10 protein-coding genes are annotated in these 17,637 nt (G+C 34.8%); 6 read left to right on the plus strand and 4 right to left on the minus strand.

Going from position 1 to position 17,637, the window contains the following annotated elements; all coding sequences use genetic code 11:
* The first annotated feature begins 102 nt into the window (after positions 1-102).
* Positions 103-3,765 (plus strand): phosphoribosylformylglycinamidine synthase, encoded by a 3,663-nt coding sequence (gene purL / locus ACYX4H_RS01820; protein ID WP_476238624.1) that lies wholly within the window; start codon positions 103-105, stop codon positions 3,763-3,765.
* A gap of 165 nt (positions 3,766-3,930) precedes the next feature.
* On the opposite strand, the gene ACYX4H_RS01825 is transcribed toward purL, so the two are convergent.
* From ACYX4H_RS01825 to pflB, 3 genes are read right to left on the minus strand one after another with little or no spacing between them, the layout of a single operon-like run.
* Entirely contained in the window at positions 3,931-5,433 is a 1,503-nt protein-coding gene (locus ACYX4H_RS01825) for a DUF3360 family protein (protein WP_476237514.1), read from the minus strand.
* A gap of 12 nt (positions 5,434-5,445) precedes the next feature.
* Positions 5,446-6,210 (minus strand): pyruvate formate-lyase-activating protein, encoded by a 765-nt coding sequence (gene pflA / locus ACYX4H_RS01830; protein ID WP_476238625.1) that lies wholly within the window; start codon positions 6,208-6,210, stop codon positions 5,446-5,448.
* A 60-nt stretch (positions 6,211-6,270) separates the two neighbouring features.
* Entirely contained in the window at positions 6,271-8,496 is a 2,226-nt protein-coding gene (pflB, locus tag ACYX4H_RS01835; protein WP_476237515.1) for a formate C-acetyltransferase, read from the minus strand.
* Between the two features lie 265 nt (positions 8,497-8,761).
* Here pflB and ACYX4H_RS01840 point away from each other — a divergent pair, with 265 nt between their 5' ends.
* From ACYX4H_RS01840 to ACYX4H_RS01860, 5 genes are all read left to right on the plus strand, one after another.
* Positions 8,762-10,522: an AMP-dependent synthetase/ligase gene (locus tag ACYX4H_RS01840; RefSeq protein WP_476237516.1), complete on the plus strand. Its 1,761-nt coding sequence runs from the start codon at positions 8,762-8,764 to the stop codon at positions 10,520-10,522.
* A 158-nt stretch (positions 10,523-10,680) separates the two neighbouring features.
* A complete protein-coding gene (locus ACYX4H_RS01845; protein ID WP_475295481.1) occupies positions 10,681-11,121 on the plus strand; it encodes a MarR family winged helix-turn-helix transcriptional regulator in 441 nt (146 codons plus the stop codon).
* Between the two features lie 15 nt (positions 11,122-11,136).
* Positions 11,137-13,545, plus strand: a complete 2,409-nt coding sequence (locus ACYX4H_RS01850; protein WP_476237517.1) for a 3-hydroxyacyl-CoA dehydrogenase NAD-binding domain-containing protein — start codon at positions 11,137-11,139, stop codon at positions 13,543-13,545.
* 6 nt (positions 13,546-13,551) lie between these two features.
* Positions 13,552-14,742 (plus strand): acetyl-CoA C-acyltransferase, encoded by a 1,191-nt coding sequence (locus ACYX4H_RS01855; RefSeq protein WP_475295483.1) that lies wholly within the window; start codon positions 13,552-13,554, stop codon positions 14,740-14,742.
* A 52-nt stretch (positions 14,743-14,794) separates the two neighbouring features.
* A complete protein-coding gene (locus ACYX4H_RS01860; protein ID WP_475295484.1) occupies positions 14,795-16,600 on the plus strand; it encodes an acyl-CoA dehydrogenase family protein in 1,806 nt (601 codons plus the stop codon).
* A gap of 87 nt (positions 16,601-16,687) precedes the next feature.
* Here the strand turns inward: ACYX4H_RS01860 and ACYX4H_RS01865 are convergent, their stop codons facing one another.
* On the minus strand, positions 16,688-17,536 hold the full coding sequence (locus ACYX4H_RS01865; protein WP_476237518.1) for a GIN domain-containing protein: 849 nt from the start codon (positions 17,534-17,536) through the stop codon (positions 16,688-16,690).
* Positions 17,537-17,637: the final 101 nt, after the last annotated feature.

The raw sequence follows: 17,637 nt of genomic DNA on the forward strand, positions 1-17,637 counted from the left end.
AACTTTTGTTAATAATCAAATTGTGTTTCTAAAAAAAAGAGGTTATGAATAGCTAAAAAAATGTATTTTTGCATTTTTAAAAGCAATCGTAATACACTACAAATGATTCATTTCTTCGGAAACCAAAACAGTAAAGTTTTTGCTGTTCAAGCAACAAAAGAATTTACTGCAGAAACTATTTCAAAATTAACATGGTTATTTGGCAACCAGCCTAAAATAGAGCAAGCATCAATTGATGCTTTTTTTGTTGGCCCGCGTGCAGCTATGATAACACCTTGGAGTACAAATGCTGTTGAAATAACCCAAAATATGGGTATTGAAGGCATTATTCGCATTGAAGAATTCACTACTGTTACTGAAGATTTTAAAGGCTATGACCCTATGATTTCTGAGAAATTTAAGGGGTTAAACCAAGAATCATTCACAATAAATATTCAACCAGAACCTATTTTGAACATTGAAGATATTGCCGCTTATAACCAACAAGAAGGTTTATCTTTAAGTGATGAAGAAGTGGCATATTTACAAGATGTTTCTAAAAAAATTGGAAGACCGCTAACAGATTCTGAAGTTTTTGGTTTTTCACAAGTAAACAGTGAGCACTGTCGCCACAAAATATTTAACGGTACGTTTGTTATTGATGGTGAAGAAAAACCAACATCGTTATTTAAATTAATTAGAAAAACATCGGAGGCAAACCCTAACGATATTGTTTCTGCCTATAAAGATAACGTAGCGTTTATAAAAGGCCCAAAAGTGGAACAATTTGCACCAAAACGTGCCGATGTGCCTGATTTTTATGAAACTAAAGATTTTGATTCGGTAATATCAATAAAGGCTGAAACGCACAATTTCCCAACTACCGTAGAGCCTTTTAATGGTGCAGCAACAGGTTCGGGTGGTGAAATTCGCGACCGTTTAGCTGGCGGAAAAGGCTCACTTCCCTTAGCTGGAACTGCGGTTTACATGACCTCTTATTCCCGTTTAGAAGAAAATCGTCCTTGGGAACAAGCCGTTAAAGAGCGCAATTGGTTATACCAAACGCCAATGGATATTTTAATAAAAGCCAGTAATGGTGCTTCAGATTTTGGTAACAAATTCGGGCAACCACTTATTACAGGTTCGGTATTAACGTTTGAACATGAAGAGGAAGCACGCAAACTTGGGTTTGACAAAGTAATTATGCTTGCTGGTGGTATTGGTTATGGTAAAGCAGATCAAGCCCTTAAAGACACTCCAAAAAAAGACGACAAAGTTGTTATTCTTGGTGGTGAAAACTACCGTATTGGTATGGGCGGCGCAGCAGTTTCTAGTGCTGACACCGGTGAATTTGAATCTGGCATTGAGCTTAATGCTGTACAACGATCTAACCCAGAAATGCAAAAACGTGCTGCAAATGCAGTTCGTGGCATGGTAGAAAGTGACGAAAATTTTATTGTTTCTATTCACGATCATGGTGCTGGTGGCCACTTAAACTGTTTAAGTGAATTGGTTGAAGATACTGGCGGGCATATAGATTTAGATGAATTACCTGTTGGAGACCCAACATTATCTGATAAAGAAATTATTGGTAACGAGTCTCAAGAGCGTATGGGATTGGTGATTGCTGAAAAGCATTTGGAAACCTTACAAAAAATTGCTGATAGAGAACGTTCGCCAATGTACACCGTTGGTACCGTTACAGGTGATCATAGATTCACATTCCAATCTAAAACCAAAGGCAACAAACCTATGGATTTAGCTATGGAAGACATGTTTGGGAGCTCGCCAAAAACAATAATGACAGACAATACGGTTACACGAAATTATACCGATGTAGCTTACAATAAAGATAAATTTTACGATTATTTAGATCAACTTTTACAACTAGAAGCCGTAGCTTGTAAAGATTGGTTAACAAATAAAGTAGACCGCTGCGTTGGTGGTAAAGTAGCCAAACAACAATGTGTGGGCCCATTACAAATACCACTAAACAACGTAGGCGTCATGGCTCTAGATTTTAAAGGAAAAGAAGGTATTGCTACATCTATTGGGCACTCGCCTATTTCTGGGTTAATAGATCCGGTTGCTGGTAGTAAAAATTCTATTACCGAAGCCTTAACCAACATTATTTGGGCGCCTTTAAAAGACGGTTTAAAAAATGTGTCGCTTTCTGCAAACTGGATGTGGCCTTGTAAAAACGAAGGCGAAGATGCGCGTTTGTATGAAGCTGTTCAAGCAGTATCAGAATTTGCAATAGATTTAGGTGTGAATGTTCCAACAGGAAAAGATTCACTATCTATGAAGCAAAAATATGCTAACGAAGAAGTAATTTCTCCGGGAACAGTCATTATTTCGGCTGGTGCAAACTGTACGGATATTACCAAAATAGTTGAACCTGTTTTACAAAAAAATGCTGGTGATATTTATTACATCAACTTATCACAAGACAATTTTAAATTAGGTGGTAGCTCGTTTGCACAAATTGTAAATAAAATTGGAAATGAAGCGCCAACAGTAAAAAGTGCCCATTATGTAAAAACAGTATTTAATACCATTCAACAATTAATTTTAGATGAAAAAATTGTTGCAGGGCACGATGTAGCTTCGGGTGGATTAATAACGACACTTCTTGAATTATGTTTTGCTGATAATAATTTAGGTGCCGAATTAGATTTATCTGTTTTAGCTGAAAATGATTCGTTTAAATTATTATTTGCTGAAAATGCAGGATTGGTTATTCAAGCTGCCGATGCTTCTATTGAAACAGTTTTAGCTGAAGCAAATATTGAATTTTTCAACATAGGAAGCGTTACTGATGCTGATGTTTTAAGCATTATTAATGGTACTGATGTTTTTACTATGACTATTTCGCGTTTGCGTGATATGTGGTATAAAACATCGTTTTTACTAGACCAAAAACAAACAGCAAACGGTTTAGCAAAAGATCGTTTTGATAATTACAAAAACCAACCATTACAGTTTGAATTTCCAAAACACTTTACAGGAAAACTTCCTGAACTAAATAACCAAAATTCTAGACCTAAAGCAGCTATACTTCGTGAAAAAGGGAGTAACTCTGAACGCGAAATGGCAAACGCTATGTATTTAGCTGGTTTTGATGTAAAAGATGTACACATGACCGATTTAATTTCGGGCCGTGAAACTTTAGAAGATATTCAGTTTTTAGGTGCTGTTGGAGGTTTCTCAAACTCTGATGTTTTAGGCTCTGCAAAAGGTTGGGCAGGAGCCATTAAGTATAACGAAAAAGCAAATGAAGTTATTAAAAACTTCTTTGAAAGAGAAGATACACTTTCTGTTGGAATTTGTAATGGATGCCAATTATGGATGGAATTAGACCTCATAAACCCAGAACACGAGGTTCATGGAAAAATGGTTCATAACAATTCTCATAAACACGAAAGTTCTTTTACTTCAGTTAAAATACAAGAGAATAATTCTGTGATGCTATCAACTTTAGCGGGCAGTACTTTAGGTGTTTGGATTTCGCATGGTGAAGGAAAATTTAATTTACCTTATTCTGAAGACCAATATCACATTGTGGCAAAATATGGTTATGAAGGCTATCCGCACAATCCAAATGGCTCCGATTTTAACACCGCTATGATGACTGATAAAACAGGCCGTCATTTGGTAACTATGCCGCATATTGAGCGCTCAACATTCCAATGGAACTGGGCTAATTACCCAAATGGACGTAAAGATGAAGTGTCTCCTTGGTTAGAAGCCTTTGTGAATGCTAGACTTTGGATTGAAAAACAATAAGCCTACTTTCTTTCTGAAAAAACAAAAAACATTTTTATTAATTTCAGAATATAAAGAAAAAACAAAAACCCCGGAGCTTAAAATTTATAGCTTCGGGGTTTTCAATAAAAAAAGAAAAAATGGAAGTTTTAGAAGTTTGAATTAAACAAACTTCAAATATTTATTTTATAATAGAGCCTGTATACCATAAGTACCCTTTAACATACCTACCGTTAAAATTGCTGAAATACAAACAATTAAAATACTTAAAGGTATTACTAACTTATCTACAATTGATAAACTTTTAGCTCTATCCTTATCGCCTATTAAACCATTATTATCTAAAAACATAGCTAAAGCCCATGCCAATACTGGGTTTGTTACCATAGCAGTAAAAACACAAATACCTGCAGCTTGAGCACAGGCACTTCGTTTTACCATTTGTATACCCGCTTCAATCATTGGCAAAAATACACCTACCAACAAAGCTATGCATCTTACTGGTGGCCATACAGCTACATCCATTGGGCTACCTAATATAGCCACAGCTATAACCATTAACCCTAATAGAATAGCACCACCAGGAATGGGTCTTTTTGCAATAGCTGCGGGTATCATATACGTACCCCATGAAGATGTTATGTTACCACCACCAACAGCAGTACCCACCATTTGGCGTATGGAACACATTGTCATGGTATCATCAACATCCATTAAAACCTTTTCTGTTTTTTTAGGGTAATTCATTTCCTGAAAAATTCTATGTCCTAAAAAATCTGGAGACCACATAGCCACTGCCAAAATTGCAAATGGTAAAGAGGCAATGAAATGTTGTGTGTTTGGCAACCCAAGCATCCAACCTTCTTCTGTACTGCCCCACCAATGAACTGGATTAAGATTAGGCAAACCCATTTGTGTTGTAAATTGCAAATCAAAACTAGCACCACCAATTAAAGCAATTACTAATGCTGTAATGGCACATGCAGGAATAGCTAACCAACGTTTATCTATTCGAGCTAAATAACTATATAAAAATACTGTTACCCCTAAAATTACTAACCCTAAAAAGCCCATGGAGCCGGCTTGAACTGTTGAAGACTCTAAACCCATACCCCATGCCTGCATGGTTTGTATTTGACTTAATGCACCTGTAAAGCCTAAAAATATTAATAAACCACCTGCTACCCCTTTACTTGTTAAATTAACAAGACGAGAGCCGCCTTTAAAAACGCTTAGCAACAACCCTAACACACCTATTAAAATGGCTAATGCTAACGGGTGAGCACCTGCTAAAGCAATACTTGCAATTAACGGTATCATGGGCCCGTGGTTTCCTGCTAAATTAGCCCTTGGGTTAATGAAACCTGATGCCAAAACAACAAACAACAAAGCAGGAATAAGCATTTCTACTCTAGAAACTTCTATGGCAAATTCTTTACCTAAAGTTACATGATCCCAAGCTTCGGTTAATCCTTTGGCCCAAGCCATCATAACTGATGAATACATGGCAATTATACCTAAAGTTCCAGCTAATGCGGGTACTAAATCTTCAAATTCAAATCTAAAATCTCTACCCGGTAAATTTATTCTATAACGCTTGGGTTTCATAATTTGTAACTCATGATCTAAATACTCAGACCTGGTTTCAAATTCTGATGCTGGTTTATGTAATTCTTTGTATGATTTCATATTACATACTGTTTAATTCACTTTTACCTCTTTGAAATAAAGTTGTAAAATATTTGTAGCGCTTTCAATTTCGGCCTCTGTATTCTCTCTAGCATCGTGCAATTGATATTGCCACCCTAACTTTTCCCATTTATGAATACCGAGTTTATGATATGGCTGTAACTCAATTTTTTCTATGGTTTTATAATCTTTAAAATGCTTACCCATTGCATGCAACAGTTCTGGGGTGTTTGTTAATTCTGGAATTAACACATAGCGCAACCACATGGGTTTACCGGAAGCCTCTCTATGCTTAGCAAAATTAAAGGTTGTTGTGTTATTTTTTTGACCTGTAATCATTTGATAGCCATCTTCATGCATGTGCTTAATATCTAGCATTACCAAGTCTGCATAATCATCTAACAACTGTTCTGTAAAATGATTTAACACCCTACCATTAGTATCAATATTTGTATGAATTCCTTCTTCTTTTAACCGCTGAAAAAAATGAATTAATTCTTTAGACTGAAGAAGTGGTTCTCCACCCGACACTGTTACACCACCCTCTTTTCCAAAATAAGGTTTCATGTTAACTGCGCGTTTTACTAAATCTTGAATGGGCATTTCTGTACCGCCGTGCGTATCAATAGTATCTGGATTATGGCAATACAAACATTTTAATTTGCAGCCTTGTAAAAATACAACCATACGAATACCAGGGCCATCATGAGTACCAAAAGATTCTACAGAATGAACTCTTAATGTGTTTTCTAAAGTTTTAATAACATGTGCTTTTATGAGAACTTCCGATGGGTATTTTCACCTTCGGAAGTTCTTGTTTTTGACTAATTCTAAAAACTACATAGATTCGTGGAACGATCTTGTAATAACTTCTAACTGCTGTTCTTTAGTTAATCTTATAAAATTTACAGCATAGCCTGAAACACGTATTGTTAGTTGCGGATATGCTTCTGGGTTTTCCATGGCATCCATTAGTGTTTCTTTATTAAGCACGTTAACATTTAAATGTTGCGCATTTTTTTCAAAATAACCATCTAACATAGCGGTTAAATTGTCTATTCTATCTTCTTGTGAAGCACCTAATGATTTTGGTACTATAGAGAAGGTATTTGAAATACCGTCTTGAGAATCTTCATAATCTATTTTAGCTACAGAGTTTAATGATGCTATGGCTCCGTTAGAATCTCGCCCATGCATTGGGTTGGCACCTGGTGCAAATGGTACACCTTTAGCTCTACCATCTGGTGTAGCGCCTGTTTTTTTACCATACACCACGTTTGATGTTATGGTTAGTACAGATAGTGTTGGTTCTGCATTTTTATAAACAGACAACTGTTTTAGCTCGTTATTAAAATCTCTTACTGCATCATGAGCAAATACATCTACTCTATCATCATCATTTCCGTATTTAGGGAAATCGCCTTCAATTTTAAAATCTACCGTTAAACCTTCTTCATTTCTAATAGGTTTTACTTTTGCGTATTTAATAGCCGATAATGAATCTGCCACAATTGATAAACCAGCAATACCGTATGCAATATTAATATCTGGATTTGTATCAATTAAAGCCATTTGTGCTTTTTCATAATAATATTTATCGTGCATGTAGTGAATAATATTCATAGAATCATTGTACACACGTGCAACTTCTTTCATGGCTATTTTAAAGTTAGCCATTACTTTATCAAAATCTAAATACTCACAGTTACAAGGTGCTATACCTTCAACCATTTGTGTTCCAGAGTTTTCACAACGTCCGCCATTTATAGCTAATAATAATGTTTTAGCTAAATTAGTACGTGCTCCAAAAAACTGAATTTGTTTACCTAAAGCTTGGTATGATACGCAGCATGCAATACCATAATCATCAGAGCCTCTTAAAGTACGCATCATATCATCATTTTCAAATTGAATTGATGATGTATCAATTGCTACTTTAGCACAGAATTTTTTAAAGTTTTCTGGCAAATTACTAGACCAAAGAATGGTAATATTTGGTTCTGGTGAAGGTCCTAAATTGTAAAGTGTGTTTAGAAAACGGAATGATGTTTTGGTTACTTTGGTGCGACCATCTTCAAACATACCGCCAATAGCTTCGGTTACCCAAGTAGGGTCGCCAGCAAAAATTTCATCATAAGCCGCCATACGCAAGTGGCGTACCATACGTAGTTTCATTACAAACTGGTCTATGTATTCTTGGGCTTCGTTTTCAGTAATTATACCTTCTTGTAAATCGTTTTCAATATAAATATCTAAAAATGTAGAAACATTACCTAAAGACATGGCTGCTCCATCTTGCTCTTTAACTGCTGCAAGGTAAGCCATGTAGGTCCATTGTACAGCTTCACGTGCATTTTCAGCAGGACGCGATAAATCTAGGTTATATTTTGCACCCATTTCTATCATGTCTTTTAGAGCCTTAATTTGGTCTGACACTTCTTCTCGAAGACGAATAACAGCATCAGTCATAGGGCCTTTAATTGCTTTTAAATCGATTTTTTTAGCTTCAATTAAAGCATCAATACCGTAAAGCGCCACACGACGGTAGTCTCCAATAATTCTACCTCGGGCATAATTATCAGGTAAACCAGTTAAAAGTCCGTTTGAACGAAATTTTCTTATTTCGGCATTGTAAGCTGCAAAAACACCATCGTTATGAGATTTTACGTATTTACTAAATAATTCAGACACGGTATCACTAGCTACTAAACCATGTTCACTTAGTGCTTTTTGCACTACTTTAAAACCTCCAAATGGTTTCATGGCCCGTTTTAAAAGCATATCGGTTTGTAAACCAACAATTACTTCGTTTTCTTTATCTATGTAACCCGCTTCAAAGTTATTTACACCAGAAATTGTTTCTGTATCAACAGCTCTAACGCCGTTATTTTGTCTTTCCTCTTTGGCGGCTTCTAAACAAATGTCCCAAAGTTTTTTTGTGCGTTGTGTAGGACCAACTAAAAAAGTGGCATCTCCATAATATGATGTAATATTGTTTGTAACAAAATTTCTAACATCAATTTTATCATTCCAAACACCCGCTCTAAATGCTTTAACTTCCATAATATTTCTTTTTAAAATGAGTAACTAGTATTTAACAAGTTCAAATTTATGACTGAATATTAAGCATTTAGATGACATTTGTCATAAACACATTAATTATCATAATCCTAACAAAACAACCTATTAAATTATCATTTTATTAAAATTAAAGCCTCTTTACTCCTATTTTAATAATACAAAATCACGTACTTTAACACATTATTATTAAAACAACTATTGTAATTTTTATTTATTTTCATATTTTGGTGCACCACATTGAAAAAAGATGAAAGAGATTAATAGAATTTTTGATTTTCCTCACTACCAATTAGAGAATTTCAATTTAGAAAAAGCATTCACTTCTAAATACAACGGAAAATGGGAAAGCATATCTACCCAAGAGTATATAAACCAATACAATAAATTAAGTAGAGGTTTACTAAGGTTAGGCGTACAACCCAATGATAAAATTGCCGTTATTTCTACCACCAACAGAACTGAGTGGAATATTTTAGACATGGCTGTTTTACAAATTGGCGCCCAAAATGTGCCTATTTACCCAACTATTTCTAAAGAAGAATATGAATATGTACTTTCACACTCTGAAGCCACTTATTGTTTTGTATCTGATGTATCGGTTTTAGAAAAATTAAACCCAGTTAAAGGCAACACTAAACTTAAAGCTGTTTATACTTTTGATGACATTGCAGGTGAAAACAACTGGAAAGAGGTTTTAAATTTAGGTGAAGATGATAGCAACCAAACTGATGTTGAAACCAGAAAAAGCAACGTTAAAAGTGACGATTTAGCCACTTTAATTTACACATCGGGTACCACCGGAACTCCAAAAGGTGTTATGCTATCTCATAAAAACTTGGTTTCAAATGTTATTGATAGTTCACCTCGCGTACCCATGGAAAACGGTAAAGCAAAAGCACTGAGCTTTTTACCCGTATGCCATGTTTTTGAGCGCATGATACTATATCTATATCAATATTGTGGTATTGAAATTTATTTTGCTGAAAGCATTGAAGCCATTAGCGATAATTTAAAAGAAATTAAACCAAATGTAATGACTGCCGTTCCTAGGCTTTATGAAAAAGTTTACGATAAAATTATTGCAAAAGGCGCTGAACTAACTGGCATTAAAAAAGCCCTGTTTTTTTGGGCTGTAGATTTAGGCTTAAAATTTGAACCATACGGCGCCAACGGGTGGTGGTACGAATTTAAACTTAAAATTGCCCGCAAACTTATTTTTAGCAAATGGAAAGAAGGCTTAGGTGGTAACCTTGGTACATTAGTATCTGGTAGTGCTGCTTTACAACCACGATTAATTAGAATTTTTTCGGCTGCCGAAATGCCAATTCTAGAAGGTTATGGCCTTACCGAAACATCACCCGTAATATCTGTTAACTGTCCTTTTAATAAAGGTATAAAAATAGGTACCGTTGGAAGAGTTATTGATAATGTTGAAGTTAAAATTGCCGATGATGGCGAAATTTTAGTAAAAGGCAACAATGTAATGATGGGCTATTATAAAGACCCAGAACGTACAGCTCAAGTTATTTCAAACGGTTATTTCCACACCGGAGACATTGGTGAGTTAAGCAATGACAATTTCTTAAAAATAACAGACCGTAAAAAAGATATGTTTAAAACCTCTGGCGGTAAATACGTAATACCTGCCCTATTAGAAAATGAGTTTAAACAGTCTCGCTTTATAGAACAAATTATGGTTATAGGTGAAGGCGAAAAAATGCCAGCAGCCCTTATTCAAATAAATTTTGAATTTGTTGAAGAATGGGCGCGTCGTCATAATATATCAAACCAAAACCTAATTGAAAACCTGCAACTAAAAGAACGTATTCAAGAAGAAATTGACCAAGCCAACACAAAATTTGGTAAATGGGAACAAATAAAAAAGTTTGAAATTACACCCGATGTTTGGACTATTGATGATGGCTTACTTACCCCAACCATGAAAATGAAACGTAAAGCCATTAAAGAAAAATATAAAAATTTAATTGAAAAAATTTATAGAGGCTAACACATAGTTAATACTTAAATAATACATAATCAAACAATTAAATATAACAACTAAATGCTTTACAAAACAGTAAAGCATTTTTTATTTTATAAGGTAATTTAAAAAAATATTATGCATGCATAGTATTTTTTTATATATTTGGAATATAAGAACTAACCATGAGGGATAAAACAATTGATTATGTACTAAGAACAACATGGCTAACTGTTCAAAAAATGTACAACGAAGAAGCCGCAAAGTTTGATAGTACAATGGCAACAGGATTTACATTGTTAAGTATAGACCCAGAAAATGGCACACCATCAACCGCTTTAGGTCCTAAAATGGGAATGGAAGCCACAAGCCTCTCAAGAATACTTAAAACAATGGAAAAAAAAGGGCTAATTGAAAGACACCCAAACCCAGATGATGGCAGAGGTGTATTAATTCACCTAACAGACTTTGGTAAAGAAAAAAGAACGTATTCAAAAGACCGCGTTTTAACCTTTAACAATACTATAAAAGAGTGTATTGATAAAGATAAACTAAACAACTTTTATGAAGTTGCAGAATTAATTTTAGATATGGTTTCAAACAAAAAAATTTACACTAAAACGTAATTAGACTAAACAAGAATGAGCAAACGAATTATTAAAAAAGTTGCAGTTATTGGTTCTGGTATTATGGGTAGCGGTATTGCATGCCATTTTGCCAATATTGGTGTTGAAGTATTACTACTAGACATTGTACCAAGAGAACTAAATGACACTGAAAAAGCTAAAGGTTTAACTTTAGAACACAAAACTGTTAGAAACAGGCTTGTAAATGATGCATTAACGAAGGCCTTAAAATCTAAACCATCACCAATTTATCATCAAAAATTTGCCAATAGAATTACAACAGGTAATTTAGAAGATGACATAGCAAAAGTAAACGATGTAGATTGGATTATTGAGGTAGTTGTTGAACGTTTAGACATCAAGAAAAAAGTATTTGAAAACCTTGAAAAACACCGCAAACCAGGTACTTTAATTACCTCAAACACATCGGGTATTCCTATAAAATTTATGAGCGAAGGCCGTAGTGACGATTTTCAAAAGCACTTCTGTGGCACACACTTTTTCAACCCAGCTAGATATTTAAAACTTTTTGAAATTATTCCTGGACCCAAAACCAGTCAATCTGTTTTAGATTTCTTAAATAATTATGGCGAACAGTATTTAGGAAAAACATCGGTAGTTGCTAAAGACACACCTGCTTTTATTGGAAACCGTATTGGTATTTTTGGTATTCAATCACTATTTCACCAAGTAAAAGCATTAGATTTAACCATTGAAGAAGTTGATAAACTTACTGGCCCTGTAATTGGCAGGCCAAAATCGGCAACCTTTAGAACTGTTGATGTTGTTGGCTTAGACACCCTTGTGCATGTTGCAAACGGCATTTATGATAATTGCCCTAATGATGAAGCGCATGAGCTTTTTAAACTTCCAGATTTCATAAACACCATGATGGAAAACAAATGGTTAGGAAGCAAAACAGGACAAGGTTTCTACAAAAAAGTTAAAGGAGAAAATGGTAAAAGCGATATTTTATCATTAGACTTAAACACCTTAGAATATCGTTCTAAAAAAAGAGCAAAATTTTCAACTTTAGAACTTACTAAATCGATTGAAAAAGTAATCGATAGATTTAAAATATTAGTATCAGGTAAAGATAAAGCAGGCGAATTTTACAGAAAAAACTTTGCAGCTATGTTTGCCTATGTATCAAACAGAATCCCCGAAATTACCAATGAATTATATAAAATAGATGATGCCATGAAAGCCGGTTTTGGCTGGGAACATGGCCCATTTCAAATCTGGGACGCCATTGGCGTTGAAAAAGGTTTAGAAATTATGAAAGCCGAAGGTGTTACATCTGCTGCTTGGGTAAATGATATGATAGCCTCTGGTTGTAAATCATTTTACACAGTACAAAACGGTGCAACATATTTCTACGATATTACTTCAAAAAAACAAGTAAAAAAACCAGGACAAGATGCTTTCATAATATTAGACAACATCCGTAAATCAAATGAAGTATTTAAAAACTCTGGAGTTGTAATTGAAGATTTAGGCGATGGTATTTTAAACTGCGAATTCCAAAGCAAAATGAATACCATTGGTGGCGATGTTTTAACAGGGTTAAACAAAGCCATTGATTTAGCTGAAAAAGATTTTGAAGGCTTAGTAATAGGCAACCAAGGTGCTAATTTTTCAGTAGGTGCTAATATTGGTATGATTTTTATGATGGCTGTTGAACAGGAATATGATGAATTAAACGGCGCCATAAAGTATTTTCAAGATACCATGATGCGCATGCGCTACTCAGCCATTCCAACAATATCTGCGCCTCACGGCATGACGCTTGGTGGTGGTTGTGAATTATCATTGCATGCCGATAAAGTAGTGGCTGCAGCCGAAAGTTACATTGGTTTAGTTGAATTTGGAGTTGGCGTAATTCCTGGAGGTGGCGGCTCTAAAGAAATGGCTCTTCGTGCTTCAGATTCCTTTAGTAAAGGTGATGTAGAATTAAATGTACTTCAAGAACACTTTTTAACAATTGGTATGGCAAAAGTTTCCACATCTGCTTATGAAGCTTTTGATTTAGGAATTCTTCAAAAAGGAAAAGATGTAGTTGTTGTTAATAAAGACCGCCAAATTGCTACAGCAAAAGCACACGCCAAATTAATGGCTAATGCAGGCTACACACAACCTATTAAACGTAAAGATGTAAAAGTACTTGGTAAACAAGCTTTAGGTATGTTTTTAGTTGGAACAGATTCTATGGAAGCTTCAAATTACATTAGTGAACATGATCAAAAAATAGCTAACAAACTAGCTTATGTAATGGCAGGTGGTGATTTATCTGAGCCAACCCTAGTTACAGAGCAATACTTGTTAGATTTAGAAAGAGAAGCTTTTTTAAGCTTATGTACAGAACGCAAAACATTAGAACGTATTCAGCACATGCTTAAAACAGGAAAACCTTTAAGAAACTAAGAAAAAATGAAAACAGCATATATAGTAAAAGCATACAGAACAGCCGTAGGTAAAGCTCCTAAAGGTTTGTTTAGGTTCAAAAGAACCGATGAACTTGCTGCCGAAACCATTCAGCATATGATGAATGAACTTCCGCAGTTAGACAAATCAAGAATTGATGATGTTATTGTTGGTAACGCAATGCCCGAAGGTTCTCAAGGATTAAACATGGCGCGTTTAATTTCTTTAATGGGATTAAACAGTGTTGATGTACCTGGGGTTACCGTAAATAGGTTTTGCTCTTCAGGCGTTGAAACCATTGCCATTGCAACAGCTAAAATACAATCTGGAATGGCCGATTGTATTATTGCCGGTGGTGCAGAAAGCATGAGTGCAGTACCAATGACAGGTTTTAAACCTGAACTTAATTATGACGTTGTAAAAGCCGGACACGAAGATTATTATTGGGGCATGGGAAATACTGCCGAAGCTGTAGCTAATCAATTTAAAGTATCACGTCAAGATCAAGATGAGTTTGCATACAACTCACACATGAAAGCATTAAAAGCTCAAGCTGAAGACAGGTTTCAAGACCAAATTGTGCCTATTGAAGTTGAACAAACCTATATTGATGAAAACGGAAAAAAGGCTACCAAAACCTATACTGTAAATAAAGATGAAGGCCCAAGAAAAGGTACAAGTATTGAAGTTTTAGGAAAATTACGCCCTGTTTTTGCTCAAGGCGGTAGTGTAACAGCGGGTAACTCATCACAAATGAGTGATGGCGCAGCTTTTGTAATGGTTATGAGCGAAGATATGGTGAAAGAATTAAATCTTGAACCTATTGCAAGAATGGTTAATTATGCCGCAGCCGGCGTAGAACCTCGCATTATGGGTATTGGCCCCGTTAAAGCAATTCCTAAAGCTTTAAAATTAGCAGGTTTAAAACAAAACGATTTAGAATTAATTGAATTAAACGAAGCTTTTGCATCTCAATCTATAGCTGTTATTAGAGAATTAGGTTTAAACCCAGACATTATTAACGTTAACGGTGGCGCCATAGCCCTTGGCCATCCACTAGGCTGTACAGGTGCTAAACTATCAGTACAACTATTTGACGAAATGCGTAAACGAGATATGAAAGGTAAATACGGCGCAGTAACCATGTGTGTTGGAACCGGACAAGGGGCTTGTGGCATTTTTGAATTTCTTAAGTAAAAAACACAACATAAACTAAGTATAAACTGATTTATAAAATCTACTATAAAAAATGGAAGAAAAAGATATATTAAGAGGTGGACAATTTCTTGTAAAAGAAACTAATTGTGAAGATGTATTTACACCTGAAGATTTTAATGAAGACCAGCTAATGATGAAAGAGGCTGTAACCGAATTTGTTGATAGAGAAATTTGGTCTAAAAAAGCACAATTTGAAAAGAAAGACTATGCTTTAACCGAATCTTGCATGCGTAAAGCAGGTGAACTTGGGTTTTTAAGCGTTGCTGTACCTGCCGAATATGGCGGTATGGGCATGGGCTTTGTAGATACCATGTTGGTGTGCGATTATATTTCAGGAGCAACAGGATCTTTTAGTACCGCTTTTGGAGCACACACAGGTATTGGCACAATGCCAATTACACTTTACGGAACCGAAGAGCAAAAACAAAAATACGTACCTAAATTAGCAAGTGGCGAGTGGTTTGGCTCTTACTGTTTAACTGAACCTAGTGCTGGTAGTGATGCCAACTCTGGCAAAACAAAAGCAGTACTTTCTGAAGATGGAAAAAGCTATAAAATTACAGGACAAAAAATGTGGATTTCAAACGCTGGTTTCTGTAATTTAATGATTGTTTTTGCTAGAATTGAAGACGATAAATACATTACCGGATTTATAGTAGAATATGACCCAGAAAACCCAAACGGTATAACTATGGGTGAAGAAGAGCATAAACTTGGTATTCGTGCTTCTTCTACACGTCAGGTATTTTTTAATGATACAGTTGTACCCGCAGAAAACATGCTATCAACCAGAGGCAATGGCTTTAAAATTGCTATGAATGCATTAAACGTTGGTAGAATAAAATTAGCTGCCGCTTGTTTAGATGCACAACGCAGAACTATTACAGAGTCTATTAAATATGCCAATGAGCGTATTCAGTTTAAAACGCCAATTTCAAGTTTTGGTGCTATTCGTCAAAAAATAGCTGAAATGGCCACTAACTGTTGGGTAGGAGAAGCCGCAAGTTACAGAGCTGCTAAAAAAATTGAAGACCGTATTGAACTAAGAAGAAACAATGGTAAAGACACACACCAGGAAGCAGAATTAAAAGGTGTTGAAGAATATGCTATTGAATGTTCAATTTTAAAAGTTTCGGTTTCAGAATTTGTACAAAATTGTACAGATGAAGGTATTCAAATTTTAGGTGGTATGGGCTTTTCTGAAGAAACCCCAATGGAATCTGCTTGGAGAGATGCGCGTATTGCTAGAATTTATGAAGGCACCAATGAAATTAACCGTATGTTAAGTGTTGGTATGCTTATTAAAAAAGCCATGAAAGGCCATGTTGACGTGTTAACACCTGCTATGGCTGTAAAAGATGAATTAATGGGTATTCCTTCTTTTGATACACCTGATTTTTCAGAATTATTTTCAGAAGAAAAAAGTATCATCAAAAACTTAAAAAAGTTATTTTTAATGGTAGCTGGTGCTGCACTTGAAAAATATGGTGAAAAAATTGAAGAGCAACAACAATTAATGTTAGCTTCTTCAGATATATTGATTCAAATTTACTTAGCAGAATCGGCTATTTTACGTGCCGAAAAAATGGCTAAAAAAGAAGGCGAAGACAATGTAAAAGAGCAAATAGCTATGGCCAAACTTAACCTTTTCCATGCTATTGATGTTATTGAAACTGCAGGTAAGCATTCAATAATTTCATTTTCTAGTGGTGATGAGCAACGTATGATGTTAATGGGCTTAAAACGTTATATTAAATACGTTAACATGCCAAACATAATTGAATTAAGAAACATAATTGCCAACAAGGTTATTAATGAAAATAAATATTGCTTTTAATTGTTAAAAGTATATTGTGACTAACTCAAAAACAAAAAAGTCTTTACGTAACTGTAAAGACTTTTTTAATTAGCAGTTTTCTGTTAATTATTCTTCTTGTTGTTTATTTTCTTTTTTTCTAAGTACAGCATTATTTTTAAAAGCTATTAAATTTATATCTGGCGTACCATAAATTACGGTTTCAGAATCGCCATAAGCCTCTATGGCTAGTGTTTTTGCTGCATTCACAACAGCATCACATTTATCTTTTGTTACTAAAGTTATATCATCTAACAACAAATTTTCAGCATTTAACTTACTAGTTTCTTTTAAATTAGCAGTTAATTTAGCACATCCGCCATCAATTAAAACATTGGCGTGTTGGCTTAAATTTGTTGTAATTACAGATCCTGTAATGTGTGCATTTAGTCTTGCATTGTCTTTAAGTGATAATGCTATGGTGTTAGACGTTATACCCAAATCGGCTTTAGCTTTACCTTTACTTACATATTCAAAATCTTTAGAAATTACATTAAAATTGGCTTTTGTAAAATCATTAGCCAGCACTTTTAATGTATCTAACTTTAAAGTGGTGAGCGATGTTAACTCTGCGTTACCAGCTAATGCTATGGTGTTAAGCGCTTCGGTATAAATAACTCTAACATCTAACATTTTACTAGATGTTATTTTATGAGTTGTTTGAAATTTAAGTTCACCTTCAAAAACATTAAAAGCAATAACATCATGTAAATTACTATCAGTAATAATTTCAACCGAAGGATCACAACCTTGTACCAACGTTACTTTAAAATTATCGGCAAAAGCTAATTTTGTAAAATACGCTACTTCACTCAACTGGTTAGTTACAACCCTATTTCCTTTTATCTTTTCTTTATTTTGTGAACTGCATAGTATACAAAAAAGAAAAAAGGCAGAAAGCAAAACTTGTTTAGTCATTATTTTGAGGGATATTTTTTAAAATTCAAATATATAAAACTGTTTTTGTATCAAGAGCCTCTTACAGTTAAGTTTTTGATGCGCTTCTTATTTTCAGTATT

It is taken from the genome of Seonamhaeicola sp. ABD4_340, assembly GCF_056312135.1.

Excerpts from the sequence above, each read along its gene's own strand:
- purL (WP_476238624.1), top strand. The coding sequence starts at position 103 with ATGATTCATTTCTTCGGAAACCAAAACAGTAAAGTTTTTGCTGTTCAA.
- ACYX4H_RS01825 (WP_476237514.1), bottom strand. The coding sequence starts at position 5,433 with ATGAAATCATACAAAGAATTACATAAACCAGCATCAGAATTTGAAACC.
- pflB (WP_476237515.1), bottom strand. The coding sequence starts at position 8,496 with ATGGAAGTTAAAGCATTTAGAGCGGGTGTTTGGAATGATAAAATTGAT.
- ACYX4H_RS01840 (WP_476237516.1), top strand. The coding sequence starts at position 8,762 with ATGAAAGAGATTAATAGAATTTTTGATTTTCCTCACTACCAATTAGAG.
- ACYX4H_RS01845 (WP_475295481.1), top strand. The coding sequence starts at position 10,681 with ATGAGGGATAAAACAATTGATTATGTACTAAGAACAACATGGCTAACT.
- ACYX4H_RS01850 (WP_476237517.1), top strand. The coding sequence starts at position 11,137 with ATGAGCAAACGAATTATTAAAAAAGTTGCAGTTATTGGTTCTGGTATT.
- ACYX4H_RS01855 (WP_475295483.1), top strand. The coding sequence starts at position 13,552 with ATGAAAACAGCATATATAGTAAAAGCATACAGAACAGCCGTAGGTAAA.
- ACYX4H_RS01860 (WP_475295484.1), top strand. The coding sequence starts at position 14,795 with ATGGAAGAAAAAGATATATTAAGAGGTGGACAATTTCTTGTAAAAGAA.
- ACYX4H_RS01865 (WP_476237518.1), bottom strand. The coding sequence starts at position 17,536 with ATGACTAAACAAGTTTTGCTTTCTGCCTTTTTTCTTTTTTGTATACTA.